At 40.4% G+C, this 23826-nt stretch carries 28 protein-coding genes, 1 pseudogene and 1 riboswitch; of the genes and pseudogenes, 14 read left to right on the top strand and 15 right to left on the bottom strand.

The window, feature by feature from the left end; genetic code table 11:
• The first annotated feature begins 16 nt into the window (after positions 1–16).
• Together AC1DOK_RS03735 and ric are read left to right on the top strand one after the other, a co-directional pair.
• Positions 17–997 carry an ABC transporter substrate-binding protein gene (locus tag AC1DOK_RS03735; RefSeq protein WP_477552886.1) on the top strand — a complete coding sequence of 327 codons (981 nt, stop codon included), beginning with the start codon at positions 17–19 and terminating at the stop codon, positions 995–997.
• Between the two features lie 185 nt (positions 998–1182).
• The gene (gene ric, locus AC1DOK_RS03730) at positions 1183–1887 is read left to right on the top strand and encodes an iron-sulfur cluster repair di-iron protein (protein WP_477552885.1); all 705 of its coding nucleotides are present in this window, start codon (positions 1183–1185) and stop codon (positions 1885–1887) included.
• A gap of 139 nt (positions 1888–2026) precedes the next feature.
• Here ric and AC1DOK_RS03725 read toward each other — a convergent pair whose 3' ends face one another.
• Positions 2027–2899, bottom strand: coding sequence for a DegV family protein (locus tag AC1DOK_RS03725; RefSeq protein ID WP_477552884.1), 873 nt, complete (start codon positions 2897–2899; stop codon positions 2027–2029).
• A gap of 66 nt (positions 2900–2965) precedes the next feature.
• Positions 2966–3742 carry a hypothetical protein gene (locus AC1DOK_RS03720; protein ID WP_477552883.1) on the bottom strand — a complete coding sequence of 259 codons (777 nt, stop codon included), beginning with the start codon at positions 3740–3742 and terminating at the stop codon, positions 2966–2968.
• An 18-nt stretch (positions 3743–3760) separates the two neighbouring features.
• Between AC1DOK_RS03720 and AC1DOK_RS03715 the strand changes: the two genes are divergently transcribed.
• Positions 3761–3916, top strand: a complete 156-nt coding sequence (locus AC1DOK_RS03715) for a hypothetical protein (protein WP_477552882.1) — start codon at positions 3761–3763, stop codon at positions 3914–3916.
• A gap of 97 nt (positions 3917–4013) precedes the next feature.
• Here the strand turns inward: AC1DOK_RS03715 and AC1DOK_RS03710 are convergent, their stop codons facing one another.
• The gene (locus AC1DOK_RS03710; protein ID WP_477552881.1) at positions 4014–4601 is read right to left on the bottom strand and encodes an NAD(P)H-dependent oxidoreductase; all 588 of its coding nucleotides are present in this window, start codon (positions 4599–4601) and stop codon (positions 4014–4016) included.
• Positions 4602–4721: 120 nt separating this feature from the next.
• Here AC1DOK_RS03710 and AC1DOK_RS03705 point away from each other — a divergent pair, with 120 nt between their 5' ends.
• Complete coding sequence (locus AC1DOK_RS03705) at positions 4722–5150, top strand: MarR family winged helix-turn-helix transcriptional regulator (RefSeq protein ID WP_477552880.1); 429 nt, start codon at positions 4722–4724, stop codon at positions 5148–5150.
• A gap of 110 nt (positions 5151–5260) precedes the next feature.
• On the opposite strand, the gene AC1DOK_RS03700 is transcribed toward AC1DOK_RS03705, so the two are convergent.
• Positions 5261–5617, bottom strand: coding sequence for a nucleotide excision repair endonuclease (locus tag AC1DOK_RS03700; RefSeq protein ID WP_477552879.1), 357 nt, complete (start codon positions 5615–5617; stop codon positions 5261–5263).
• Between the two features lie 264 nt (positions 5618–5881).
• On the opposite strand from AC1DOK_RS03700, the gene AC1DOK_RS03695 reads away from it, so the two are divergent.
• Positions 5882–7093 (top strand): MFS transporter, encoded by a 1212-nt coding sequence (locus AC1DOK_RS03695; protein WP_477552878.1) that lies wholly within the window; start codon positions 5882–5884, stop codon positions 7091–7093.
• A 67-nt stretch (positions 7094–7160) separates the two neighbouring features.
• Here AC1DOK_RS03695 and AC1DOK_RS03690 read toward each other — a convergent pair whose 3' ends face one another.
• Positions 7161–8504: a sensor histidine kinase gene (locus AC1DOK_RS03690; RefSeq protein ID WP_477552877.1), complete on the bottom strand. Its 1344-nt coding sequence runs from the start codon at positions 8502–8504 to the stop codon at positions 7161–7163.
• Positions 8501–9205: a response regulator gene (locus tag AC1DOK_RS03685; protein WP_477552876.1), complete on the bottom strand. Its 705-nt coding sequence runs from the start codon at positions 9203–9205 to the stop codon at positions 8501–8503. The genes AC1DOK_RS03690 and AC1DOK_RS03685 overlap by 4 nt, the downstream gene beginning before the upstream one ends.
• Before the next feature lie 196 nt (positions 9206–9401).
• Here AC1DOK_RS03685 and AC1DOK_RS03680 point away from each other — a divergent pair, with 196 nt between their 5' ends.
• Entirely contained in the window at positions 9402–9908 is a 507-nt protein-coding gene (locus AC1DOK_RS03680) for a DUF2269 family protein (RefSeq protein WP_477552875.1), read from the top strand.
• Positions 9909–9987: 79 nt separating this feature from the next.
• On the opposite strand, the gene AC1DOK_RS03675 is transcribed toward AC1DOK_RS03680, so the two are convergent.
• Positions 9988–10659 (bottom strand): O-methyltransferase, encoded by a 672-nt coding sequence (locus AC1DOK_RS03675; RefSeq protein WP_477552874.1) that lies wholly within the window; start codon positions 10657–10659, stop codon positions 9988–9990.
• A gap of 130 nt (positions 10660–10789) precedes the next feature.
• On the opposite strand from AC1DOK_RS03675, the gene AC1DOK_RS03670 reads away from it, so the two are divergent.
• A complete protein-coding gene (locus AC1DOK_RS03670; RefSeq protein WP_477552873.1) occupies positions 10790–11686 on the top strand; it encodes a LysR family transcriptional regulator in 897 nt (298 codons plus the stop codon).
• 61 nt (positions 11687–11747) lie between these two features.
• Positions 11748–12164 carry a hypothetical protein gene (locus tag AC1DOK_RS03665; protein WP_477552872.1) on the top strand — a complete coding sequence of 139 codons (417 nt, stop codon included), beginning with the start codon at positions 11748–11750 and terminating at the stop codon, positions 12162–12164.
• Between the two features lie 128 nt (positions 12165–12292).
• Here AC1DOK_RS03665 and AC1DOK_RS03660 read toward each other — a convergent pair whose 3' ends face one another.
• Both AC1DOK_RS03660 and AC1DOK_RS03655 read right to left on the bottom strand, forming a co-directional pair.
• Entirely contained in the window at positions 12293–12700 is a 408-nt protein-coding gene (locus AC1DOK_RS03660; RefSeq protein WP_477552871.1) for a DUF1761 domain-containing protein, read from the bottom strand.
• A 51-nt stretch (positions 12701–12751) separates the two neighbouring features.
• Positions 12752–13735, bottom strand: a pseudogene (locus AC1DOK_RS03655) (SMI1/KNR4 family protein); the annotation flags it as partial.
• A 227-nt stretch (positions 13736–13962) separates the two neighbouring features.
• Between AC1DOK_RS03655 and AC1DOK_RS03650 the strand changes: the two are divergent.
• From AC1DOK_RS03650 to AC1DOK_RS03635, 4 genes are read left to right on the top strand one after another with little or no spacing between them, the layout of a single operon-like run.
• Complete coding sequence (locus tag AC1DOK_RS03650; RefSeq protein WP_477552870.1) at positions 13963–14856, top strand: NUDIX hydrolase; 894 nt, start codon at positions 13963–13965, stop codon at positions 14854–14856.
• Complete coding sequence (pnuC, locus tag AC1DOK_RS03645; protein ID WP_477552869.1) at positions 14853–15533, top strand: nicotinamide riboside transporter PnuC; 681 nt, start codon at positions 14853–14855, stop codon at positions 15531–15533. Before AC1DOK_RS03650 ends, pnuC begins: the two co-directional genes overlap by 4 nt.
• Complete coding sequence (locus AC1DOK_RS03640) at positions 15530–16537, top strand: AAA family ATPase (RefSeq protein ID WP_477552868.1); 1008 nt, start codon at positions 15530–15532, stop codon at positions 16535–16537. Before pnuC ends, AC1DOK_RS03640 begins: the two co-directional genes overlap by 4 nt.
• Before the next feature lie 13 nt (positions 16538–16550).
• Entirely contained in the window at positions 16551–17105 is a 555-nt protein-coding gene (locus AC1DOK_RS03635) for an NADAR family protein (RefSeq protein WP_477552867.1), read from the top strand.
• Between the two features lie 57 nt (positions 17106–17162).
• On the opposite strand, the gene AC1DOK_RS03630 is transcribed toward AC1DOK_RS03635, so the two are convergent.
• The 4 genes from AC1DOK_RS03630 to queF all read right to left on the bottom strand — a co-directional run bounded on the left by AC1DOK_RS03630 (position 17163) and on the right by queF (position 19996).
• The gene (locus tag AC1DOK_RS03630; RefSeq protein WP_477552866.1) at positions 17163–17642 is read right to left on the bottom strand and encodes an SRPBCC family protein; all 480 of its coding nucleotides are present in this window, start codon (positions 17640–17642) and stop codon (positions 17163–17165) included.
• Between the two features lie 214 nt (positions 17643–17856).
• The gene (locus tag AC1DOK_RS03625) at positions 17857–18396 is read right to left on the bottom strand and encodes an NADPH-dependent FMN reductase (protein ID WP_477552865.1); all 540 of its coding nucleotides are present in this window, start codon (positions 18394–18396) and stop codon (positions 17857–17859) included.
• Between the two features lie 468 nt (positions 18397–18864).
• A complete protein-coding gene (locus AC1DOK_RS03620) occupies positions 18865–19479 on the bottom strand; it encodes a queuosine precursor transporter (protein ID WP_477552864.1) in 615 nt (204 codons plus the stop codon).
• A gap of 16 nt (positions 19480–19495) precedes the next feature.
• Positions 19496–19996, bottom strand: a complete 501-nt coding sequence (queF, locus tag AC1DOK_RS03615; protein WP_477552863.1) for a preQ(1) synthase — start codon at positions 19994–19996, stop codon at positions 19496–19498.
• A gap of 226 nt (positions 19997–20222) precedes the next feature.
• Positions 20223–20269, bottom strand: a riboswitch (PreQ1 riboswitch).
• 155 nt (positions 20270–20424) lie between these two features.
• Between queF and AC1DOK_RS03610 the strand changes: the two genes are divergently transcribed.
• The gene (locus tag AC1DOK_RS03610) at positions 20425–21015 is read left to right on the top strand and encodes a TetR/AcrR family transcriptional regulator (RefSeq protein WP_477552862.1); all 591 of its coding nucleotides are present in this window, start codon (positions 20425–20427) and stop codon (positions 21013–21015) included.
• Positions 21012–22100, top strand: a complete 1089-nt coding sequence (locus AC1DOK_RS03605) for an alpha/beta fold hydrolase (protein WP_477552861.1) — start codon at positions 21012–21014, stop codon at positions 22098–22100. The genes AC1DOK_RS03610 and AC1DOK_RS03605 overlap by 4 nt, the downstream gene beginning before the upstream one ends.
• Before the next feature lie 127 nt (positions 22101–22227).
• Here AC1DOK_RS03605 and AC1DOK_RS03600 read toward each other — a convergent pair whose 3' ends face one another.
• Positions 22228–23088, bottom strand: coding sequence for a MurR/RpiR family transcriptional regulator (locus AC1DOK_RS03600; RefSeq protein ID WP_477552860.1), 861 nt, complete (start codon positions 23086–23088; stop codon positions 22228–22230).
• Positions 23089–23164: 76 nt separating this feature from the next.
• Positions 23165–23824, bottom strand: a complete 660-nt coding sequence (locus AC1DOK_RS03595) for a hypothetical protein (protein WP_477552859.1) — start codon at positions 23822–23824, stop codon at positions 23165–23167.
• Positions 23825–23826 lie beyond the last annotated feature (2 nt).

Raw genomic sequence — 23826 nt, 5'->3', positions numbered from 1 at the left:
GGGGGATTTAAAGATCATGTTAACCACCAAACGAAACGGTAATTTTATTAAAATGCTCATATTAGCACTATCTATTAGCCTCTTGCTTGCAGGCTGTGGTAAGTCCTCAACTGATGCCAAGAATACACAAGATGCTACGCCAACTTCAGAAGAAACGCGTACCATCACCCATGCAATGGGAACAACAGATATCAAAGGAACTCCGAAACGAGTTGTTATTCTTACAAATGAAGGAACTGAAGCACTACTCTCTCTTGGAATTAAGCCCGTTGGAGCTGTTAAATCCTTTACAGGTGACCCTTGGTATGATCACATTAAAGCCGATATGGAAGGTGTAACAGTTCTTGGAGAAGAATCTCAGCCTAACATAGAATTAATTGCAAGTCTTAAGCCAGATCTGATTATCGGTAATAAAATGCGCCAGGAGAAAGTATATGAGCAGCTAAAAGCAATCGCCCCTACTGTATTCTCCGAAACACTTAGAGGTGAGTGGAAAGGGAACTTCGCTCTCTATGCTGAGGCGTTAAATAAGAAAGCAGAAGGCGAGAAAGTTATTGCTGCTTTTGACCAAAAGGTTGAAGATTTCAAAGTTAAAGCAGGAGATAAACTGAATCAGAAAGTATCGGTTGTCCGTTTTATGGGTGGCAAAACAAGAATCTACCTATCCGATACGTTTACTGGGATCATCTTTAAGCAGATCGGGATTGCTCGCCCAGAAACAAACTATAAGGATACATTCGTAGAAGAGATTTCGAAGGAACGTATTCCTGAAGTTGATGCAGATATGTTGCTATACTTCACCTATGAGACTGGGGATGACAAAGGCAATAAGCAAGCTGAAGAATTCATGAAAGATCCACTCTGGCAGAATCTAAATGTCGTGAAGAATGGCAAAGCATTTAAAGTCGATGATGCCATTTTCAATACGGCTGGTGGCGTTCGTGCTGCGAATCTAATGGTTGATGAGCTTTATAATATTTATCAAGTACAAAAATAATTCGTTATATCATAAAACCCATCCAGCAAACTAAATTGCTGGATGGGTTTTATTTTTATTTATACGAGAGCTTAAAACATATAGTCACATAAAGCTCTCTAATCGTGTGAGTATAATCACAAGTTTAGCTCAGATTAAGCTATAAAATTGTTTTAAGGATTTAATTTCTTTAAGGGGGACTATACATGAATAAAACAACTCATCAAACACTTGTTGCAGATATTGTTACAGCTATTCCACAAACAGCCGACTTGTTCCGAAAGCTGCGGATTGATTATTGCTGTGGCGGAAAAATCAGCTTGGAAGAAGCCGCTAAAGAGCGGAATTTAGACCTAGAGCAGGTTCTCGCAGATGTATTGAAGATCGAACAACACCAAGCTGCTCATGCATCAAGCAAGCCCCAATCACTTGATGAGGCTACGCTTATTGAACATATTCAGAAGAAGCACCATGCTTTTTTGCGTGAAGAACTACCGCAGTTGACACCATATGTAACGAAGGTCGCTCGCGTGCATGGCGATCATCATCCGCACTTACTGCGTGTACAGGAATTGTTCACAGCTTTAAAGAAAGAACTGCTCGAGCATACATTGGAAGAGGATCAAGTCGTATTTCCATTGGTGCTTCAATATACAAGCAATCCTGTGCAAGAAACGAGGGATCAGCTTATGCCATATCTACTCAATCTGGAAGAAGAGCATGACTCCGCAGGCAATCTGCTGAAGGAGCTGCGCGACATTACACACGATTATGAACCACCTGTAGACGCCTGTGGCACATACCGTCTTGTTTATCAACGCTTATCTTTGCTTGAGCAAGATACGTTTGAACATATCCATCTGGAGAATAACGTACTGTTCGACCAAGTGAGAGCTACTTTCCCAGCCTGATACTTGGATATATCCTTTCCTAAGAAGCCTACCTCTGCAATGTCCGCCTTCAACCCCTTTTCTAAGACCTGGGTTGAAGGCGGACATTCTTTGCTTTTAATTGTGTGCAATTTCGAATTCCTAATTTTTCTGCTACCACTTACGGTAAGGTCTTGTAGTTCCGGTTGCGGAAAAATAAGGCTATTGTACCTGGTCCGGCATGTGCACCAATGACACAACCGATACTATTGATCATAAAGTTCTTCAGACCATATTTTTCAACCAGTATAGATTTGAGTGTTTCTGCCGTTTCAAGATCATCACCATGTGAAATACCGATAAGCTGCTCTTTATCTTCTATATTACCACGCTCACTCAGTAACTCTGCGAGGCGGCTAATGGATTTTTTGCGACCACGTACCTTCTCAATTGGAATCAGCTTGCCATCTTCCACATGAAGAACGGGTTTAATATTAAGCAAGCCGCCAATAATTGCAGAGGTCTTGCTGACACGGCCACCACGATATAAATATTCAAGATCGTCAACCGTGAACACATGCTCCATATTGGCAGCCAAATCCGTAACCTTAGCTACAAGCTCTTCTCTGGTCATACCTTCTTGTGCCCATAAGGCTGCCTGATGAACTACCAGTCCGAAGCCTATGGAAGCACATTTGGTATCAATGATATCGCATGCGATTTCCGGGTAATCTTCCTTGATCATATTCCGCACCATAAGTGAGGAAGAATAGGTACCTGAAAGTTCAGAAGAAAAGGCTATGTAAAGGACTTCTTCTCCAGTTTCAGCTATCGATTGGAAAGCCTTTTGAAAAGTATGAATAGGCACTTGAGCGGTCTTATATGCTTTACCGCCACGCATACCGTCAAACATCATTTTGGATGTAAAAGTGACACCATCTTCGTACTCTTGTCCATCCATGCTTACCATCAGAGGCAGCACCGTGATCCCTAAAGCTTGGATTACAGATGCGGGCAAATCAGCAGCGCTGTCAGTATATATACGTACGTTCATGGAATTATCTCTCCTTACTACAAGTATAGCTCTATTATAACAGTTAGTTGGCTTCTTGCCCTAGATTTATTCTCGCAAAGCACCATAGTTACTCAGCTGCTGTGTAATTACAACAGCCTCTTCTCTTGTTGTTGCAGGCGCAGAGATAAATAAATCCTTAGTTGATTTGGAATCCCCAATGATTGGCTCAAACACCCAAATATTCACCTTGTCCATGTCTCCTTCAATCAAGATCGTACCCAAGGATTCCATTACAATCTGTACTTCTGGTGCAGAGTTTGGTGAAGTTTGATTGGAAATAATCGTGGAATAGTGTAAATTGCCACCCCAAATGTCGTCGTAAAATATGATATTTCTTGCTTCATATGTCTTCGTGTAATCATATTTATCAATACTAAGCCTACCTACAAATTTGGGATCAGAGAACAATCGAGTATATAGCTTGCCTTTAATTGTAACTGTCGTGTGGTCGAAGTACCCTGCTTCTTCCGCACGAAACTCTACTGCAGGATAAACGACATCAATCTTCTTCGGTATGCCTGATATGCCAACGATCACAGCTAATAATGCCGCCATGCCAACAAGTACGAGAAGAACATTGCGAATAGGTAACCATATTCTGTGAATCCGATCATAAATCCGCTGCTTAACCCGAAATTCAAGAACTGCATTCTCCTTCTCTTCTTTCGTTTCAGGATCTAATCTGCCGAAATTCGGATGTAAATCTATAGCAGACCGTATCGTTCTCTCTGTTAGCTCCGTTAGCTCACAAACCTGTTTGATTTTCATCTTATTCACCTGCCTATAGCTATATTTAGCCTTCTTACGTAGGGTAAGTGTCAAGTGTTTCTTCCTCTTTAGGTGATATTTATTTATTATTCTGATTATTATAATCATTTACAACAAGAGCAAGGCGAATTCGAATTAAGTCTCGATGAATTGCATGAAGAGGATATAGAGCTTTCAGAAGAAGAACTACAACAAGTTTCTGGAGAGAAAGGGGCTGTACCTCAGTGACTCATGACTGTTGGTGCAGCCCCTAGGTATCACTAGCGTGCATCGATCGAAGGGGCAGCCCCATTTGTTCATTAATTTTAATTAATCCTATCTATTCTTAACGGGCTACTTGTTGAAAATAACGGTAAACCTTATTTAATTTCTCCGCTTGTCTTCCCTTCGGACTTTCCATATTCCCGAATTCAAAAAATTTAACTTTTTTGATCCCCACATAATTGAATAGAGCTCGTTTCATTAATATCTTATGCGCATTATTCAAATAGATCAAAGGATAATTCGCAGGTCCCTTCATGCTCGAAATACACACGACAGACTTTCCTTTGAGAAGACCCTCTGGCAAAAGTCCACCGTTATCCTTGTACGCAAAATTAGAAGCAAACATTTGGTCGATATATCCCATGAGCATTGCTGGCGGCCGTCCCCACCAGATTGGATAGACAAAAACAATTTTGTCAGCCCAGATAATTTGATTTCTATACTTTTCAAAGTTAGGATCAGCATGCATATCCCGTCTTCGTTTATTCTTATTAAAGACAAGCAGAGGATCAAATCCCTCCTCATATAAATCCAGCACCTCTAACTCCTCTATATGGGAATTCTCACGGCTTCCTTGAATGACTTTTTGCAAAAAGGTATAACTTAAACTTGTATGATTAGGATGTGTGTAAATAACTAATGTTCTCATAAGGGCACCTCTTTACTTATCATTTGATAAGTAAATCGTAACACACTCTCTTTTTAGTTGTCAAATGATAATTGTTTTATGATAATAACTTTGTTATGTTAACAGTATGAGGTGATCGTTATGGACAAGGAAACTATTTTTCATAAATTAGTCGCATTCACAGCTGCTGTTCATGAAGCTACATATGAGCTTACGAAGGATGTTAAATCAGATGAAATTACACCCCTTCAATATAGTATTCTGGAATATTTAGCTGTTAGCCCGCCTGTTACTCTGAGTCAAATTAGTGAGTGTCAGCATATATCCATGCCAAATACGAGTCGCGAGATCCGAAAATTAAGCGACAAAAATTTATGTGAAAAATTTGGTGTGGAGGAAGATCGAAGAAAACAATTCATTCGACTTACTGAGGAAGGGCAAGCCATGATGGACGAGGCTTTTAAGCACATAGAAGCCCGTTTCCAAGAGCGAATCCAAGGGGCTTCTACGGACGAATTAAAGGAAATCGAACATGCGCTGGATGTGCTGCGTAACAAGGTGTTCTATTAACGGAAACAAGAAGAATATCGGGCTGTCCATCCAAATATATTCAAACGCAAAAAAAGCAATAAACGCAGTCTTAGTTGACCACACTTATTGCTTCTTATTCATTGATATATTTACTTATAGTACACTTTATCAACATTGTATTTAGCCATAAACTCATTAATAATATACGTTTCATAGATTTCTCTATGGACAGGGTCCTCGATTACACAAACCTCGATTTTAGTTACTTCATCTCTATGCAATTTGATATCGGATACCGTATCTTCAAAATGTTTCTTGATTCTTGGTCTCAGCTTTCTCGCTTTGCCGACGAATAAGAGTTCCTTCTTATCGTTGTAAAACATGAAGATCCCACCCTTATCTCTAGGAATCAGGTGAAAATCAGTAAACCCGTAAATATTACTTAGCACAGGAGCATGCTGCTTGGTAATCGTAACATCCGGAGTTGGAATGGTTATGTTAATCACTATCGATCACTTCCTCTTTCTATATCAATGTAAATACAATCACAACTCTCAGTATACAACCATTGTCTATCTATTAGTAGGTCAAGCCGTTATTTACGGGTTCGCCCTTATATAATTTCAATATTGCCATAATTAAGAAGAATAATTTCCTCTTGAAAATATTTTCATAAAACTAAATAATGTTAAACAGGACTTATTAGCCGGAACTACATCATCAAGAGATGGAGCTTCCTATTAGATAGAAGAAAGGTCGACATCTACATCATGCATTTAACTCCCAGTATCAACAAGAAACAAGCACTTAAAGAACCTTTCCCCATCTCCATCATATCTCTTACTGTGGGCGCTTTTGCAATCGGAATGACTGAATTTGTGATTATGGGGCTATTGCCCAATGTGGCTAATGATTTACAGGTCAGCATTTCAACCGCAGGACAGCTCATTACGATGTACGCTCTAGGGGTAGCCGTCGGCGCTCCCATTCTAACGATTCTCACCGGGCGAATCCCGCAAAAAATGTTACTATGTCTGCTCATGGTTCTATTCATTCTTGGCAACGGAATCTCAGTATTCGCTCCGAACTATTCCGTTCTAATGGTAGCTCGCATGATTACAGCATTAACTCACGGAACCTTCTTCGGAGTTGGAGCGGTTATCGCCTCCAATCTGGTACAACCGAATAAGCGAGCTGGGGCTGTGTCCATTATGATGGCTGGCTTAACCATTGCGAATATTGTTGGTGTTCCGCTGGGTACATTCATCGGACAGCATATGGGGTGGCGTGCTTCATTTGGCGCGATTGCGATTATGGGCGTTGTGGCACTCATCGGCATTCTGATCTTCATCCCACATATTAAGAAGGACAAACCAGTCAGCTTAGTACAACAGATATCCGCTCTGGTTCAGCCCAAGCTGCTACTATACTTACTAATCGGAGCTCTAGGTAACGCCAGTCTGTTCACCGTATTTACGTATATTGCACCTTTACTACAGCAAGTAACCGGTTATGCCGAGCATAGTGTAACTTGGATTCTGGTCCTATTCGGCTGTGGTGTGACGATTGGAAATATCCTCGGTGGGAAGCTTGCAGACTGGAAGCTAATGCCTTCCATTCTGGGACTTTATTTGGCGGTATGTGTCATTCTTACGATCTTTACCTTTACAGTACATAGTCCACTAGCTGCCGTAGTGACTATTTTTCTATGGGGTGTCGCTTCCTTCGCGGTTATGCCAGGACTGCAAGTACGGATTATGAGCCTAGCACAGGCTGCGCCAGCACTTGCCTCTACCTCCAGTCATTCAGCCGGTAATCTGGGTAATGCAACGGGGGCCTTCATTGGTGGATGGGTCATTACTCAGCTTGGTATTACAGCTCTTCCATGGGTCGGCGCAGTTCTTGTAGGGCTTGGTCTAATCCTTGGAACGGCCTGCTATATGGCGGAACGTAAACAAAGTGTAGCGAAAGTCATGTATTGATAAAATTTATCCGTAAAGGACTTAACTGGATATGGAATCGATGTGGGAATACCGTGTCCAACTGCACTCATTTTAATGTGCCGAATTTGCTGACATGTAACGGAATTCGCACCCTAAATGTTGTTCCACGATCCTTCTCACTCTCTACCGTAATGTCCCCTTCATGAGCTCGTATAAATTCCGCCGTGATTGCTAGTCCGAGGCCCGTACCCCCACTGTCTCGATCTCTAGCTTGGTCTGTCCGGTAAAATCGCTGAAACAAATACGGTAAATGCTCCTGTTCAATACCGATTCCATTGTCCGCGATCTTAATCAGGATATGCTTGCCCTCTATTCCGATCTCAACCCGAATTTCACCGCCTGGAGGTGTATATCGGATACTATTCATGATTAAATTCAAGAAAACCTGCGTCATCCGATTCTTGTCCACCATACATTGTATTTTCTCTATCGTTTCATCCATGTGAACCAAAACTCCCCTCTCCTCGGCTTCGAAAGAGACCTTATCTACAATACGATTAAGTAGCGCGACTACATCTATACATTCCTTGTGAAGAGTCAATTGCCCCGCTTCAGCTTGTGATAATTCCCGTAGATCCGTCACCATACGATTAAGTCGTATGAGTTCATCTTGAAGTGGAAGCAGCTCTTCTGGTGCGACGGATTTATTGCGCTGCTGCAAGTATTCTAGTTTGCCTGATACAATCGCGAGAGGCGTTCGAAGCTCATGTGCGATATCTGCAGTAAGGTTCTTCCTTACTTGAATGGACTGTTCCAGTTCAGATGACATGTTATTTAAGGAGGAAGCGATTCTTCCATACTCATCCGATGAGGTAACAGGAGCCTTAATATGCAGATTCCCTTTGGATAACTGATCGATAACTGAGATTATTTTCCGAAGAGGTGCAGTCAAATGTTTAGCCAAATAATATGAAATCACAATGCTAATCGCACCAAACACAACCATTGCAATGCTCAGCAGAATAACAAGGGAATCCCTGAACGCATAGCGAAACAAGCCTACAAAGTAGAATACCGAGTTGACATAATACAGCGTCCACACCTTACCGTCATTGGTAACAATCGATCTTTCCACTCCGAACTTTTCAATCAACAGAATCTCCATTTGACCCCTATTTGCCACGATTTGTTGATCCGTATCCTTGATAAGTAAGCTTCCGTCACGATTAATTAACGGTACATCCTTCTCATACAGCGCATCCCATCCTGAGGACAAAGAATATAAGGATATCAATTCGTTACTGACCTCATCGAGTGTCTCCTCTTGCGTCACTTCAGCCATTTGCTTGATGAGCTGATTCACCATCGTATAAGTGCCAATTAAGAGTAAACTGACTACAAGAATGATCAGAGCAGAGTAGCCTATAAATATTTTGCGGGCAACGTTCATACAGAATTCGCTTCCTTCACCGCAAATCGGTAACCGAATCCATATACCGTTTGAATGTAATTGGGCTTGCTTGGGTCATCCTCCACCTTTTTGCGCAAGCGACTAATGTGAGCATCCACAGTTCGCTCATCATTGAGCAGATCATCTGGCAAGGCCAATTGTAGAAGCTGTAATCTGCTGTACACCACGCCAGGTTTTTCGGCTAAAGTCGTTAGTAACATAAATTCAGTAGGCGTCAACTGCAATTCCTGACCACTTTTCCAAACACGGTATTCCGCATGAGAGATTCTTATCTCCCCTCGTTGAAGCAATTGCTCCGTTTCGTCTCCTTGATGCTTATCTATACGTCTTAATACCGAACGAATTCGTGCGGCTAATTCTCTTAATGAAAACGGCTTCGTTATATAATCATCCGCACCGACCTCTAAACCGACCAGCTTATCCGATTCTTCCGTTCGAGCCGTCACCATAATAATACCGACATCACTGAACCTGCGGAGTGCAGTACATACCTCGATTCCATTCATCTGCGGCATCATCCAATCCAGAACAACCAGACTTGGTTTATTCTCTTGAACGATACGCATAGCTTCCGCTCCATTGGACGCAGTCCATACCATATAGCCTTCGTCTTCTAAGAACGGCTTCATGAAGTCTAGTACCTTTTGTTCATCATCCACAATTAATAGTTTATGCGCCATATCATCACTTCCTTCTCCAACATTATGCCACAGCTCTAAGTGATTTATATGAAAAAACTAACATTTCACAGATAACGTAAACGATCGTCATAAGTTCACAACATTTGTGCGATATGCTGAATACAACAAGCGTAATCATCCGAACTCGAACCCTTGTATGTACAAGCAGCAGTTTAACAATTAGGAGGCAATTAAATTGAAAAAATGGAACCCAGCCGCCATGAAATGGCTCAAAATCATTCATATTATTCTAGTCATGTTATTCTTCGGGGGTATCATGAGCTCTGTATCAATCAACTACGGGATGAACCTAACCGTGTATGAAGATACCTTAGAATCGTATAGAGCTATGGTACTGGTTAGCGATCAGATCGTTCGTATTGGTGCAGTAGGTACTTTACTCGTCGGATTTGTGTATGGCATCTTTACGAATTGGGGGTTTTTCAAGCATCGCTGGCTTACGGTGAAATGGATACTATTCATCCTCCAAACATTGATCGGTATATTCATCGTCGACAAATTAATGGTCGCTAACATGAATCTCCTTGAAACTGAACAAGCCATGGCCTTAACCAATCCGGTGTTTATTCAGAATCACGAATTAAGACAATACGCGGTATTCATCCAAATCATACTTACGCTCTTCATCATAGGAGTTTCTGTAATCAAGCCTTGGAAAAAGAAAAGGCTCACGTCAAACTAACATGAGTTTGTCCTTATTACACTAAATATGCCGTCCGCAATGAAGATGCGAACGGCATATTTACATGAAGGTGATTGTGTTAGCTATTCACAATCCCGAGTACAAAACCATCATAACCCTTACTCCCGACTGTCTGAATGGCAGTAGCCGAGATCCTAGATTCTTCAGCGAGCAGGTCATAAAATTTCCTTACACCCTGTACACGAGGATCTTCGTTACTCTCATTAATGACCTCGCCTTCGCGAATGACATTATCTCCAATAATAACAGTCCCAGGATGGGAGAACTGAAGTGCCCACTCCAGATAGTTTGGATTATTAGGCTTATCGGCATCGATAAATATGAAATCGAATAGTGCAACGCCCTCTTGGTTCATCTGAGCTAATTGATCTAAAGCATCCCCTACTCGAAGTTCTACAATATCATCCAGCTGAGCAAGAGATATATTAGCCTGTGCCACCTGTGCATGGAGCGGATCTAGTTCTAGAGTAACTAAATGTCCGTCAGATGGCAGTGCTCTCGCTAGCCAAATTGTACTGTATCCACCAAGTGTGCCGATCTCCAGAATTCGCTTAGCTCCTTGCATTTGGACGAATAGATTTAACAATTTGCCTTGATTAGGCGAAACATCATATGGTGGTAACCCTGCCTGTTGATTGGCACACAGTACTTGTTCCAGAACAGCATCCTGTGGAATTAGACGCTCTGTAATATATTGATCTACCTTATCCCATGTGTTTTTTGCGCTCATGATTATCACTCTTTCTTAATATTTATAATTATATTGTTAGTATAAATTAGTTATAATAATAGATATAATATATGTTTTATAACAATTCATATAATTTATATATAAATTTCATGTAAAAAGAGGGAGTAATATGAATTTACATGCATTGCGATTATTCCATATAATTGCATCAACCGGAAGTGTAACACGTGCCTCAGAATTGTTAAATATTAGTCAGCCTGCCATTACCGCTCAGATAAAAAAGTTTGAAAAAGAATTACTTCTCCCCCTACTGAGGCCACAAGGCAGAGGGATAGCTTTAACAGATGCGGGTAAAGAGCTCGCTATACTTGCTAAACGACTCTTCGCCGTCGAACAGCAAATCGAACAGTTCGCTCTAAATTACCGAAATGGCACGAACGGATGTATTCGATTAGCTGCGACGTATTTACCTGCTCATTTTCTAATACCAACCTGGATCGCCAAGTTCAAACAACAATTCGAACAAGTGGAAATGATTATTACGACGACCAATTCAAGCGATGCACTTCATCAGCTTTTGGATGTGGATGTGGATATAGCTATTTACGGAGGAATCTCAGAGGAATATCCGGATACGGTTCAGACAGAAGAGTTGTTTCAGGACGAGCTATGGTTTGTCGTTGCACCTAATCACTGTTATGCGAATCAACAGGTTACATTGCCCGAAATGATGAAGCAACCTTTTGTCATGCGTGAGGAGGGTAGTTCAACTCGAGAGCGATTATTATCTTTGTGTCGTACCTACAATACACCTGCGCCTACAATCTCTTTGCAGTTCAATGGGCTGCATGAAGCGATCACAGCTGTTATTGCCGGATATGGTGCGAACTTCGTCTCATCACTCGTTGTACGAGAATATGTAGAACGTGGAGAGTTATGCCGAGTTTACGTGGAAGGGATTCATCTAACCAATACAATTGCCATCTGTACTCGCAAGAATGAACACTTACCCTCTTCCACAATGAATTTCATTCAGATGATTCGGCAGAATCCTTATAGGAAATAGGGAGATTTATGAGGAAGGGCTTGTATAAGAACTGAATCATTACCAAGAAGGAGCGAATTGTATGGCAATTTTAAAAGGCAACGATAAGTTATCTATTAAATATATGGAGATATCCTATACATACCATATTCCTGAAGCTGATGAAGGAAGTAGACTTAAAGTGATTTTCAGAGATGAATCAAACATTATTCGAACAAATGAATTTGGCTGGACCAACATTACACTTCGATTGTTCATAGATTTACTTAAAAATTTTCCCATTGAAAAATACAATGAACGCTTTTCACATTTTGATCGACCTTTTGAAATAAGATGGGTTCATGAATATAGTTCTGATTCGTATTTATTAATTATTGATGACTTGGGGACACTTATTACCATGTTTGCAAATAAGGAAGATATTATTCTATTTGGAGAAGAGCTTGAAAGAGAATTAGATCTTGCGCCCTCGTTTGAAGATTATAAGAGTTTAATATAAACCGCTAATAGAGGTGATTTCCGGTGAAAGAGGACGTAGCTTACTACATTTCTTCCCCCAAATTATCAAAGGCGACTTATAAAAGTCGCCTTCGTTGTGTTAGGTCTCCGAATACAAAGCATCTATAATTACATCAATAAGCCATGTAATCCCCCTAGAAGTGTAAAAATAATAAGGTGATCTCCAATTGCAATCCTAAATGATTTTTTATTTATAAGGCCAAACAATGTGTTTTTTAAATATACAAGAACAATGACGAAACCAACCATGAAACCTACTGCTAAACCTTCTATAATACCTTCAGCTCCCATTGCTTGGACAAGTATCGACATAATAAAAGAGCTGATAAATGCGATTATAACTGACACAACATACTTTAGTGGCCCACTGTTTTGATTTCCAATCGTATCGCCATTACGGTTCTTCCCTTTTTTCTCTGATAGTAAAATCGAATAATAAATTGCTCCATATATCATATACAATAATCCACCAACGATAATAGCTATGTAATTTAATTCATTCCAAACAATTAACATATATAACCCTCTCTATTATCAGAATAAGTGCAGAACATATCGGCTTCTGGGTCAAAATGTAAGATGTCTATTTACTACCAGTTTCAGCTTCTCAACCAATTTTTCCGTTGCTTGATCCGTAAACCTAAGTTCACCGTCTTTCTCTACAATCATTCCTTGCTCTATTCGATCGTCCAGCCAGTCCGTGATCCAACCAGGAGCATATCCCCTTTGACTAAATTCTCTATCGCCAAAAGCAATCATTCTGTCATAGGTTTCCAGATACGCTTCCCGATTCGTATTCGGGTAAGACTTTATGTATAGCCAAAATTGCACATCATACATCAAGGTGGAGAGCTCGTCTGCATGAAAAGAAAAATGACCCTTTTGTTCTACGATTTCGGTACAGACGGTACGAATTATCCCCTCAATATGGTCTACCTCTGTTACATTCTTACAAAGTTCCGATAGTAAGGTAGAAAATTCTCCACTGGAAACTGTCTGCAAAGCCTCCTGCTTATCCGCCTCAGAGGTATCATAAACTTCATCATTCACCAACCCTCGAATAAAGGTCTCAAAGTCTTTGGCCAAAAACGTAATCTCATAATCGTCCTCTTGGTCAACATGAATAACCTCAGGCTCGCCATCCCTGCCACATTTCCGATAATCCAACATCACCACATCATGGCCTGCAGAAGGACAGTTACAAATTACCACACCAATGTCTGGATAGCCCCATTCTTCAATCATAAACTGGCTGCCTAAATCTCCGCATAGCGAATAACTCTTCTCACGTCCGATACCCGTAATACCCGAAATAGCAATATGGTCTTCTGCCCAAGAGGTTGCTTCCTCTGTCGGAAAACAAGTGTTCTTGGGTTTACCTCCATTATGTAATTTCATCATCGCAATGTAGGAAGCTGGCAACTTGTAGCCCAGCTCTTGCTCTATTGAAGCAATCAATTCATCTGTAGGTGGTTTGGAAACATAATTTTTCACTGCGTAGTCGCTATCATTCCAGAAGTTCGAGAAATCTAATTCTTCAAAAGGGATTTCCACTATTTCATTATCGTTACTCTGTTTGTCCATTACTCTACCTCTATTCGTTTGTGGGATAGTAACACTTCCAATTATATCCTTATGATCAAACCAGACCGAAAAATAATAATAAAAAAGCTTCAAATACTACTTGAATTATTACAAAATTGTGGTATTGTTGTTATTAACAAACTGATATTATCAAATTGATACTATCTAATTAAAGCTAAGTTGAGGTGCTTAACATGGAGCTTAGAAATAAAGATGGATTAACTGAAAACGAATTTCTACTGCAGTATGATGCAGGAAATTATGAGCGTCCATCCATTGCAACTGACATGGCGGTGTTTACAGTTTCAAGTGAGGATAAAGATAATTATCGGAAACTCGCTGATAAAAGTTTAAAGCTGCTCATGATTAAACGTGGTGAGCATCCTTTTATTGGACAATGGGCTTTGGCAGGAGGATTTGTGAGACCTAATGAAACGACAGAGCAAGCTGCCAAGCGTGAACTTACGGAAGAAACTGGCGCTGCGGATGTATATTTGGAACAGCTCTATACGTTCAGCGATCCTGGTCGTGACCCTCGAACTTGGGTTATCTCATGCGCTTATTTGTCACTTGTGGATAGTGATAAACTCTCGCTTCAAGCAGGTGATGATGCTGCAGATGTCGCTTGGTTTCATGTGGAATATAAGCTGTTACGTGAAGCGAAAAATATTGTACCAACTGGTAGTGTGAAGGAATCGACATGGAAATTATCTCTTTCTTACAACGACATTCTACTTGAAGCAGAAATTGTATGCACTAAGGTTGTTTCTGAAAATACCATCACAACTGATTATACCGTAGCTTCCTCAAACAATATTGCTTTTGATCATGCCAAGATCATTGCTTACGCAATCGAAAGACTTCGTGGCAAGGTTGAATATACGAGTATTGCCTTTCATTTAATGCCCAGCCTTTTTACACTAACGGAGCTTCAACAGGTATATGAGATTATCCTAGATAAAGAACTGTTAAAGGCAAATTTTAGACGGAAAATCGCAGGTCTGGTCATAGAAACAGATCAATTTACAGAGCGTGCAGGACATAGGCCTTCACGATTATTCAGACGGAATATGGAGGGATTAGGATGAGTAAAGCTTGGAGAGGTTGGAGCATATACGAGTTAGCATGGCTTGGCATCTTTTCCAGTATCGCTATTGTGTTGACGGTAATCATGAAGGATACCTTGTTTGGATTCACGGTTTTTTTCACTGGAGTATGTTGTGTAGTCCTTGCAGCTAAAGGGAATTTGATGACGTATGTTTTTGGAATGTACAACACATTTGGCTATGCTTATTTATCGTATAGTAACGGACTTTTTGGTGAAGTCATGCTGAATCTATTATTCTTCGTCCCTATGAATGTGATTGGATTCTTCATGTGGAAGCGACATCGGCATGGCGACAAGCTAGTTATGAGACAAATGAATCTGAAAGGCTTAACCCTAGTAGCGGTCGCTTGTATATTAGGTAGTACGGCACTTGGTTATAGTCTGTCCCTCATTCCTACACAGAACTCACCGTATATTGATGCAACCACGACGATCCTATCGATCATCGCGACCTTCTTGATGGTGAAACGATTTAAAGAACAATGGCTCGTATATATCGTCCTTAATATATTTACGGTACTGCTCTGGGTAATTAGAACAATCGATGGCAGTCCGGATGGTGTGCTGATGATTGTCATGTGGAGTGCTTATTTAATAAACGCAATCTATGGATACTACACTTGGAACAAAGGTGCTAAGGAGGCGGCTATACAATGAAAACATTAGGATTAACCTTGGGCAAATTCGCCCCCTTACACAAGGGACATCAACTGATGTTTGAAACCGCTTTGCAAGAAGTCGATGAACTGATCGTTGTAATTTACGATACTGAGGTAATGACGATTCCACTCCATATTCGGGCAAATTGGATTCGTAAGCTGTACCCGTCTGTAAGGGTGATAGAGGCTTGGGATGGCCCAGATGGATATTCGAATGAGCGGGAGCATGAAATACAGGAAGAACAATATATCCTTGGTTTGTTAAAAGGTGAACAGGTTACTCATTTTTACTCTAGTGAGTTTTATGGTGAACATATGAGCCTAGCTTTAGGGGCAGTGGACAGGCGCGTAGATGAGGATCGCAAGCTGGTCCCGATCTCAGCAACCATGATCCGTTCAAATCCATATGAGCATCGAAGATATATTAGCGATATCGTGTACCGTGATTTAATTACGAAGGTCGTATTCGTGGGCGCAATGTCAACGGGCAAGTCTACCCTAACGGAAGCCTTGGCTGAGCGGTATCAGACTACATTCGCAAGCGAGTATGGTCGAGATTATTGGACTGAGCATCAAGTTGATAGAAGAATTGATCTCGCGGCATTTGATGAGATTGCAATAGGACATATCGAGCGCGAAGAGAAGGCTCTGCTTGAAGCAAATAAATATCTGTTCGTAGACACCAATGCGATCACAACCTATATGTTTGCACAGGATTATCACGGGAAGGCGCCTGAGTTGCTAACACGACTTGCACTGGAGAATGCACAGCGGTATGACTTATTTTTCTTATGTGACGATGATATTCCCTACGATGATACTTGGGACCGGAGCGGAGATCAGAAGCGCCATGTTTTTCATAAACAGATTATTGCAGATTTAAAAGAACGACGCATTCCCTATATTACGTTACGAGGCAGCCTCGAAGAGCGAATCCGTAAAGTGGACGAAGTATTAGTTAACTTCACACCTTATAGTAATTATTATGGGGATAGTCGATAAGGGGAAATGATAAATGTATTTACTTGATGAGTTACAGCGTGATTTTCAAATAGGAAAAAAGCTAAAGTATCTATTCTTTTGGGGCCATCAAGCAGCTGCCGATGGTAGTATTACCAAGAGTTGTTTGAGCCAGTGGTGGCAATGTCATTTTACAATTGATGAAATAACTTATAACAGTGCAGAACAATATATGATGGCTGAAAAAGCCCGGCTATTCCATGATCATGAAATGCTAGAGCAAATATTAGCTTCCAATCATCCCAAACAAGCCAAGGCCTTGGGAAGAAAGGTCGCCCGATTTAATCAAGACATCTGGGCTTCTAACTGTTATAACATTGTAACGCGCGGCAATCTAGCCAAATTCTCGCAGAACAAGCAGCTTGCAAGCTTCCTATTAGATACCAAGAACAGAGTACTCGTCGAAGCCAGTCCCGTGGATACAATATGGGGAGTCGGCATGTCGAGCGATCATGAATCGATTGAGAATCCAATGCTCTGGAAAGGTCAAAATTTATTAGGATTTGCCTTAATGGATGTGAGACAGACGTTAATGGATCTTAACAATTAGTGTAGTGGCAATTAAGGACAGCTCGAATGCTGTCCTTTGGTTCAATTTGGTTAAGGATTAATTACCAAAGCTCGCTGTGAGCTGTGAATATTGCTCATACCATCTCTTCCATTCCTCTTGACGCGACTCCAGAGTCGTTCCCTCCAATAAGGCGCTGATGACATCCAAACATACATGCCAACCCGCCAGATCCCTCGGGGTATGATCCGTCATCTTATTCAGCTTTTCTATTAAGACCAGGTGACATCCATCCGTCTCCGGATGAAGCTCAAAACGAACACTGTCTTCATCCCATGTAAATTCCAAAACCGAATAAGGTTCAACCTCGATGATTTCAATATCTAGAAACGTACCATTCTGCATATCAAACTTGATAATCCCGCCTGCACGGAGATCTTCGATCTGGAGCTCGGAAAACCACTGCACCAGCTTGTCATTCTCTGTTAAATAAGACCATACATTTTGGACAGAATGCTTTAAATGACGATCAAAACGAGCGGTATAACCATTCTGCATTTGTTCTATGACAGCTAACATGTTAATCCTCCTTAATTAAGCTGATTTAGCGTACATCTTGATCATGTACAATTATGAGTTCGGAATCAAGGATGTACTCTTGTATATCAAGGGAAAAAGCCAGAATACTCTTTAAGAACAAGGGTATTTTGGCTTTTGAATTTTTATTCAATTCCATGAATAAGCGGATGGTTCCAACGAATTATGGAATATCACATTTAGTTGCGATTTAATATTATCTCAAAGTTTTTAATGCACCGCTCCAAGCAATCACTTGGTCAAGCATGCCATTAACATTTGTAAGATGCAGATCAGCTGGTTTGAAAACAGTTCCGTTCTCAAAATCAGTGAATAGTGACAACGCTGGGTGTACACGAACATCCGCTACGGACAATTCTCCCAATATTCCACGTAAATGCTCAGCTGCACGAGCGCCGCCAACTGAACCATAACTTACGATACCAGCTGCTTTATTGTTCCATGCATCACGCGCATAATCAAGTGCATTTTTCAATGATGCTGATATGCTGTGGTTGTATTCTTGAACGATAAATACGAAGCCGTCCAAGCTAGCTAGCTTTACATTCCAAGCTGTCGCTTGTTCTGTAGCATCCGCTTCTCCTAGTAGTGGAAGCTTGAAATCTGCGATATCTACGATCTCATAATTAGCATCACCACGTTTATCAGCGATACTTTTTACCCATTCTCCGACTTGTGGACTAACACGACCTTGACGAGTACTTCCTAGAATAATACCGATATTTAATTTTGACATTGTATTTTCCCCCTAATTGGTTGATTTTCAAAATAACTTTGTTATTAGATTCCATTTCATTCACGACCCATCACATTAGGTCAATCTCATTTAAACAAAATGCATATATGCGGACCCTTCTTATGATGCTCGATTATTGAACATTATTATTCAGTATCTGACAATCACATTTGGTTCCTGATGGATATTTATATATACATTTATAATTAAATGAAATTAACTTATATAAAGTAAGTCGCTATAGATATAATAATACATATTAGAAATAAAGTAAAGTATATGTATAAGATATCCATCAAGCTAAATACAAAAGCCGCGCAATGCGCGGCTCCATAACATTTTTACAATTGTATGCGTACTTATAGAGATATCATTTCTTCTTCAATTTGGCCTCTGCTCGTTGTATATTCTCAGCCATTCTAAATTTAACTATCTTTCTATTTACTTCATAACTGCTTCTGTTGGCAATTAACCAGCTCTTTGCTGTCTTCTTATTAAGTTGACGAGTAAATAGACAATTGGAGTAGTCGATATTGATGCAACAAATTTAAAGACATATTGAGTTAGAATCAAGCTACCCAACACAGCAATTGGCACCGTACCATAGAATGCAATAGTAATGAAAATGGTTGTGTCTATCAATTGGCTCAGCATGGTCGAAGCATTATTACGTAACCATAGTTTTTTGGGCCCATGGATAGCTTTTAGTTTATTGAACACAAAAACATCCAAGTTTTGACTTACCGCATATGAAATTAAACTAGCAAGAATAACCCGGAAACTTCCGTTCAGAATGGTCTGGAACGACTCCTGGTCATTAAATATAGGTGCTGCAGGCAAGTGTATCGTAATGGCGATGAATATTAGGGCAAGAATTTGCATAATCAATCCAGAATTCACCGTTCTCTGTGCTTCTTTCTTCCCATAAACCTCAACAATTACATCAATAATAGGATAAGTAAATATATAGATTATTACGGCAGCGGGAAGTATAATCCAATCTCCAATGCTAAAAAGTTTAACTGCTACAATGTTTGCTAGTATTAACAGTCCAACAAATATTCCATTTAAATATAATATCATCCCTTTATTCCTTCCTTTATCGATTATCGACTTTTTCAGGGTAAAGGTCATGATTCATCAATCGGGAGTAGGCCAACTCTTCATACTTCGTACCAGGTTTCCCATAATTGCACCATGGATCAATAGAAAGTCCTCCACGCGGTGTGAATTTCCCCCAAACCTCAATGTACCTTGGATCAAGCAATTTAATTAAATCGTTCATAATAATATTGACGCAATCCTCATGGAAATCTCCATGGTTCCTGAAACTAAAAAGATATAGTTTTAGTGATTTACTCTCGACAAGTTTTTGATCAGGGATATACGAAATGTACATCGTTGCAAAATCAGGCTGACGAGTCATAGGGCATAAACTAGTGAATTCCGGACAATTAAACTTCACAAAATAGTCGCGATTCGAGTGAAGATTATCGACGGCCTCCAGTACCTCAGGTGCATATTCGAAAGAATATTGTGTGTGTTGATTACCCAATAACGTTAAATCCTTTAAACCCTCTTCATGGCTTCTTCCAGACATCAAAAAACCTCCTTGTAAAATGTATCCCAACACTTTGTCAAGAGAGATCTGCTCCACCATTCTAAATTTCAACTAAAGGGATATACACACAAGAAGAAACGGCTTCGCCGTCTTTATAAAGACGGATGCGTTTCTTAAGGTGATACTTAGAATTTATGACACGAAAGTTATAAATTCTATATCACTAAAAAAAGCCACGTCCGGTATGGACATGGCATATTGTCATGTATCCATAGTTTTTTATAGAGGGTATCAGCTATGAACCTCTCCCGTTCAAGTACGGGTATCTCAATTTCATATAATATAGAGTTTCTAACCTAACGTCAAATGACCACTCCGATAATCTATTGAAAAAAACAAGAAATAAGATTATTATTTTATTATTGACTATAAATTATAATTTCAGTCAATATAAAGGAGTAGAATGAATGCCCAAGATTGTAAGTGAACACGAAAAAGAGATGGTTCGGGAAGCCATGTATGTCAAAGGAATTCAGTTGATACGGAAAAAGGGTGTGAAGCGAGTCACTGTAGAGGATATAACAATTGCGACTAATATCGGCAAGGGATCCTTTTACTCTTACTACAAGTCCAAAGAAGAACTTCTCCTTGTGATCATAAAAAAGTTTGAGAATACAATGTTTGAGAGAGTGGAAGCCATTCTTTCCGAGAACATGGAAGCAAAAGAGAAATTGATAAAAGCTTTAAAGGAAATCTATTTGGCAGCGGACAGCATTGTTTTTTATGTTTCACCATCAGATATTGAGTATCTGCTTCGCAAGCTTCCGGATACAGCGAAGGATTGGGAGTCCAAATCTAACGACTATTTCAGCAGGACTTTATCGCTTTGCGGTATTGATGTAACCAAGTGCGATATTCATGTGCTGACACATTTAATGAATGCACTCCATTTTGTTGGGTCGGAAAATAAATCTTTCGGAGAGCAAGGAAGGCAAGAGGCACTGGATATGCTCGTCCATTCCATTGCCGATTACATGGCGGGAGGCACAAAGAAATGAGCGTACAAATGCTTATTATATTCATGTTCTTAGGCGTAATCCTTATGTTGATTGTTTGTTTAAGCCTGTTTGTGCAATACAAGAAAAAGAAGCTTGCAAAACAAATTCAGATTACTTCAGCGAGTAATGGAATTGATTGCAGAGAATTTGTAACGATTGGTGGTATTGCACAATATTTGCATCATCGGGGCGAGGACGTTAATAATCCTGTGATGTTGTTTTTACATGGTGGACCGGGGTCACCTATGCTGCCGTTCGCTCAAGAGTTCCAGACCCTATGGGAGAAGCACGTGACAATCGTACACTGGGAGCAAAGGAACAGCGGGAAAACCTATTTCAAAAATGATCCGAAACAAATTACGCCAACTACCACTATCGAGCAAGTTATTCAGGATACATATGAAGTAGTAGAATATCTAAAAGGTAAATATCAGAAAAAGATTATCATTATGGGACATTCATGGGGTTCGGTGCTAGGCAGCTTGTTTGTCAAAAAATATCCGGAGCTTGTCCAGGCTTATATTGGCGTTGGGCAGGTAGTGAATCTGATAGACAATGAGCGTATTGGCTTTGAAAAAGTACTAGAATCTGCGAAAGCAGCAGGAAACAATAAAGATTATGAAGCTCTTCTTCGTTTAAAGCCATATCCACCGTTAGAATTCAATGATGAAATGCCCAAAAGACTTACAAAGGTTCGACGATATCAGAGCAAATATAAATTATCGGCTGGTTTTACAATTGATTTATTTGTAAGCGGGCTATGTTCACCATTTTATACCCTAAGGGATTTGAGCTATTTCCCCAGAACTGGGGCAGTTGGAGACGGACAGCGTCATATTATGAAATATTTGATGGAATCGTTCGATTTACCGTCTTTGGGTACAACCTATGAAATACCTGTCTTTTATATCCATGGAGAACGAGACTGGCAGACACCCTATCCGCTGGCAAAGGAGTTTTTCTCAAAAATAGAAGCGCCAATCAAACAGTTTTATTCCATTCCAGATGCGGGACATATTACCATGCTTGACCAGAAAGAGAAGTTTAACGAGGCGTTATTTGATGTTTTGGAGCAAATACGGTAACGGCTCTTATACCCTCCGATTTATTTATTTTTGATACAAGTCAAGTGACATAAATACTACCAAACGTATAAAAGGTGCTCCCCGACCGGCATCAAGATGGCCTGGCATGGAGAGCACCTTACACAATTTATAAGAAATAATTCGTAATCGATTGGTCGCTCACAAGAATCGCTTCGCTATCCAGCTTCCTCTTCAAATACTTCTTGTCTGAGGAAATAAATATATTCATAATCAGATCCACAACAAACAGGAACGTGATATGGTTGGACATTAGCGCACTGTTACTGACCGAGATCTTATCCGGCACAATAATGTCGACGACTGCATTCTCCGTAATCGGCGACGAATCGTAACATGTAATTGCAATCGTCTTAGCCTGATTGACCTGGGCGATAGATATGGCGTCGACAATCTCCTTCGTTGATCCTGAACGTGAAAACCCAATCATCACATCATTTGAATTACACTGAGAAGCAGCAATCTTCATAGCTCTGCTATCGCTAATAGCTTCGGATATAATTCCAATAATCGCCAGGCGGTTCTTTAAAGCAATAGCCGCCAAAAAGGAATCAAACAGGCCGACCAAAAAAATCCTCTGCGCATCTTTTAACAGCTCTACCACTTTATTAAGCTGTTCTTCTGTTATGAGCGCGGATGTGTTGATGATCAGTTCATTATAATCCAGAGCCAGGGCATCAATCACGTTAATCTCCCGTCTCTCTTTTTTCTTCGCCTGCATATCCCGGTAGAATGCTTCCTGGGCAAAAGCAATTTTGAAATCATTAAACCCCTTAAACCCTACCTTTTTACAAAAGCGATTGATGCTTGTCTCCGATACACCAATCTCATTTGCAATGGAGGTAATGGTATTGCGTGTAATAAATTCAGGGTTGTGGATGACAAAGTTAGCAATTTGATTTTCCCCATATGTTAATTTTTGTGTTTGCGATAAAATTTTTGCTATGACAGCTGGAACCTGTGAAGACATGCATACCTCCTACTGATCTACCTATGGAAACTAGATCCATTATATCACACTGAGTAAGGTATTGAGAAAGTTACAGTTACAACCAAGATTTCCAAGAGATCACCTGCTGCTCGAATTGTCCTTCGGAGAGCGTATTATTTTGAATCAGATAGATATAATCAAGCAAATTCGGCAGGCAGGGAAGCCCTATTATTTCTTTGCAAAAAGCGTGCGCCGCAATCTCACTGGTCTTTACAACACTTGAGCGCTTTACAAAAAATTGCCCCAGTCTGAATACCTCAATTGGCTCCAGCTCTTCATTTGTGGATTTCCCTGATTGATATTCCAGGTAGTGATAAAACTCGTGCGCGAGATGGATATCGATTAGTCGATCCAGCTCCGTACCATCATCATCCGTGCTCAGCAGCTCCTGATAGGTTTGTTTCATCCCGGCCAAGGATGCAGAGTAAACAATAATTTCCGGTGTCTTCTTGGCAAAATCGATCTGTGCTCGGAACGATACTTTATGGAAAGTCCCTGAACGGTTCGTTATTTCATAATGAAGCCCTTCGGCCTGAATGATCTCCCGGACATTCCTTCCGATATACTGCGTTGCTGCCTCTTTACCTCTGGCAAGCGACATGGATACATAATACGGTATCTTATCCTTTGGTATTTTATGAAAAAGAGGATCCTGCTCCAGCTCTGCACATGCCATTATCTCGTCAGAAAGAGACTGCATTACTTCTCGATCCATCT

It is taken from the genome of Paenibacillus sp. P5_B5, from assembly GCF_056400365.1.
Note: the sequence above shows the minus strand (reverse complement) of the source record. Positions and strands in the feature narration are given on the sequence as shown.

Bases quoted from the DNA above. Each gene is read 5' to 3' on its own strand.
- AC1DOK_RS03735 (WP_477552886.1), top strand. From the start codon at position 17: ATGTTAACCACCAAACGAAACGGTAATTTTATTAAAATGCTCATATTA.
- ric (WP_477552885.1), top strand. From the start codon at position 1,183: ATGAATAAAACAACTCATCAAACACTTGTTGCAGATATTGTTACAGCT.
- AC1DOK_RS03725 (WP_477552884.1), bottom strand. From the start codon at position 2,899: ATGAACGTACGTATATATACTGACAGCGCTGCTGATTTGCCCGCATCT.
- AC1DOK_RS03710 (WP_477552881.1), bottom strand. From the start codon at position 4,601: ATGAGAACATTAGTTATTTACACACATCCTAATCATACAAGTTTAAGT.
- AC1DOK_RS03705 (WP_477552880.1), top strand. From the start codon at position 4,722: ATGGACAAGGAAACTATTTTTCATAAATTAGTCGCATTCACAGCTGCT.
- AC1DOK_RS03695 (WP_477552878.1), top strand. From the start codon at position 5,882: ATGCATTTAACTCCCAGTATCAACAAGAAACAAGCACTTAAAGAACCT.
- AC1DOK_RS03690 (WP_477552877.1), bottom strand. From the start codon at position 8,504: ATGAACGTTGCCCGCAAAATATTTATAGGCTACTCTGCTCTGATCATT.
- AC1DOK_RS03685 (WP_477552876.1), bottom strand. From the start codon at position 9,205: ATGGCGCATAAACTATTAATTGTGGATGATGAACAAAAGGTACTAGAC.
- AC1DOK_RS03675 (WP_477552874.1), bottom strand. From the start codon at position 10,659: ATGAGCGCAAAAAACACATGGGATAAGGTAGATCAATATATTACAGAG.
- AC1DOK_RS03670 (WP_477552873.1), top strand. From the start codon at position 10,790: ATGAATTTACATGCATTGCGATTATTCCATATAATTGCATCAACCGGA.
- AC1DOK_RS03665 (WP_477552872.1), top strand. From the start codon at position 11,748: ATGGCAATTTTAAAAGGCAACGATAAGTTATCTATTAAATATATGGAG.
- AC1DOK_RS03660 (WP_477552871.1), bottom strand. From the start codon at position 12,700: ATGTTAATTGTTTGGAATGAATTAAATTACATAGCTATTATCGTTGGT.
- AC1DOK_RS03650 (WP_477552870.1), top strand. From the start codon at position 13,963: ATGGAGCTTAGAAATAAAGATGGATTAACTGAAAACGAATTTCTACTG.
- pnuC (WP_477552869.1), top strand. From the start codon at position 14,853: ATGAGTAAAGCTTGGAGAGGTTGGAGCATATACGAGTTAGCATGGCTT.
- AC1DOK_RS03640 (WP_477552868.1), top strand. From the start codon at position 15,530: ATGAAAACATTAGGATTAACCTTGGGCAAATTCGCCCCCTTACACAAG.
- AC1DOK_RS03635 (WP_477552867.1), top strand. From the start codon at position 16,551: ATGTATTTACTTGATGAGTTACAGCGTGATTTTCAAATAGGAAAAAAG.
- AC1DOK_RS03630 (WP_477552866.1), bottom strand. From the start codon at position 17,642: ATGTTAGCTGTCATAGAACAAATGCAGAATGGTTATACCGCTCGTTTT.
- AC1DOK_RS03625 (WP_477552865.1), bottom strand. From the start codon at position 18,396: ATGTCAAAATTAAATATCGGTATTATTCTAGGAAGTACTCGTCAAGGT.
- AC1DOK_RS03620 (WP_477552864.1), bottom strand. From the start codon at position 19,479: ATGATATTATATTTAAATGGAATATTTGTTGGACTGTTAATACTAGCA.
- queF (WP_477552863.1), bottom strand. From the start codon at position 19,996: ATGTCTGGAAGAAGCCATGAAGAGGGTTTAAAGGATTTAACGTTATTG.
- AC1DOK_RS03610 (WP_477552862.1), top strand. From the start codon at position 20,425: ATGCCCAAGATTGTAAGTGAACACGAAAAAGAGATGGTTCGGGAAGCC.
- AC1DOK_RS03605 (WP_477552861.1), top strand. From the start codon at position 21,012: ATGAGCGTACAAATGCTTATTATATTCATGTTCTTAGGCGTAATCCTT.
- AC1DOK_RS03600 (WP_477552860.1), bottom strand. From the start codon at position 23,088: ATGTCTTCACAGGTTCCAGCTGTCATAGCAAAAATTTTATCGCAAACA.
- AC1DOK_RS03595 (WP_477552859.1), bottom strand. From the start codon at position 23,824: ATGGATCGAGAAGTAATGCAGTCTCTTTCTGACGAGATAATGGCATGT.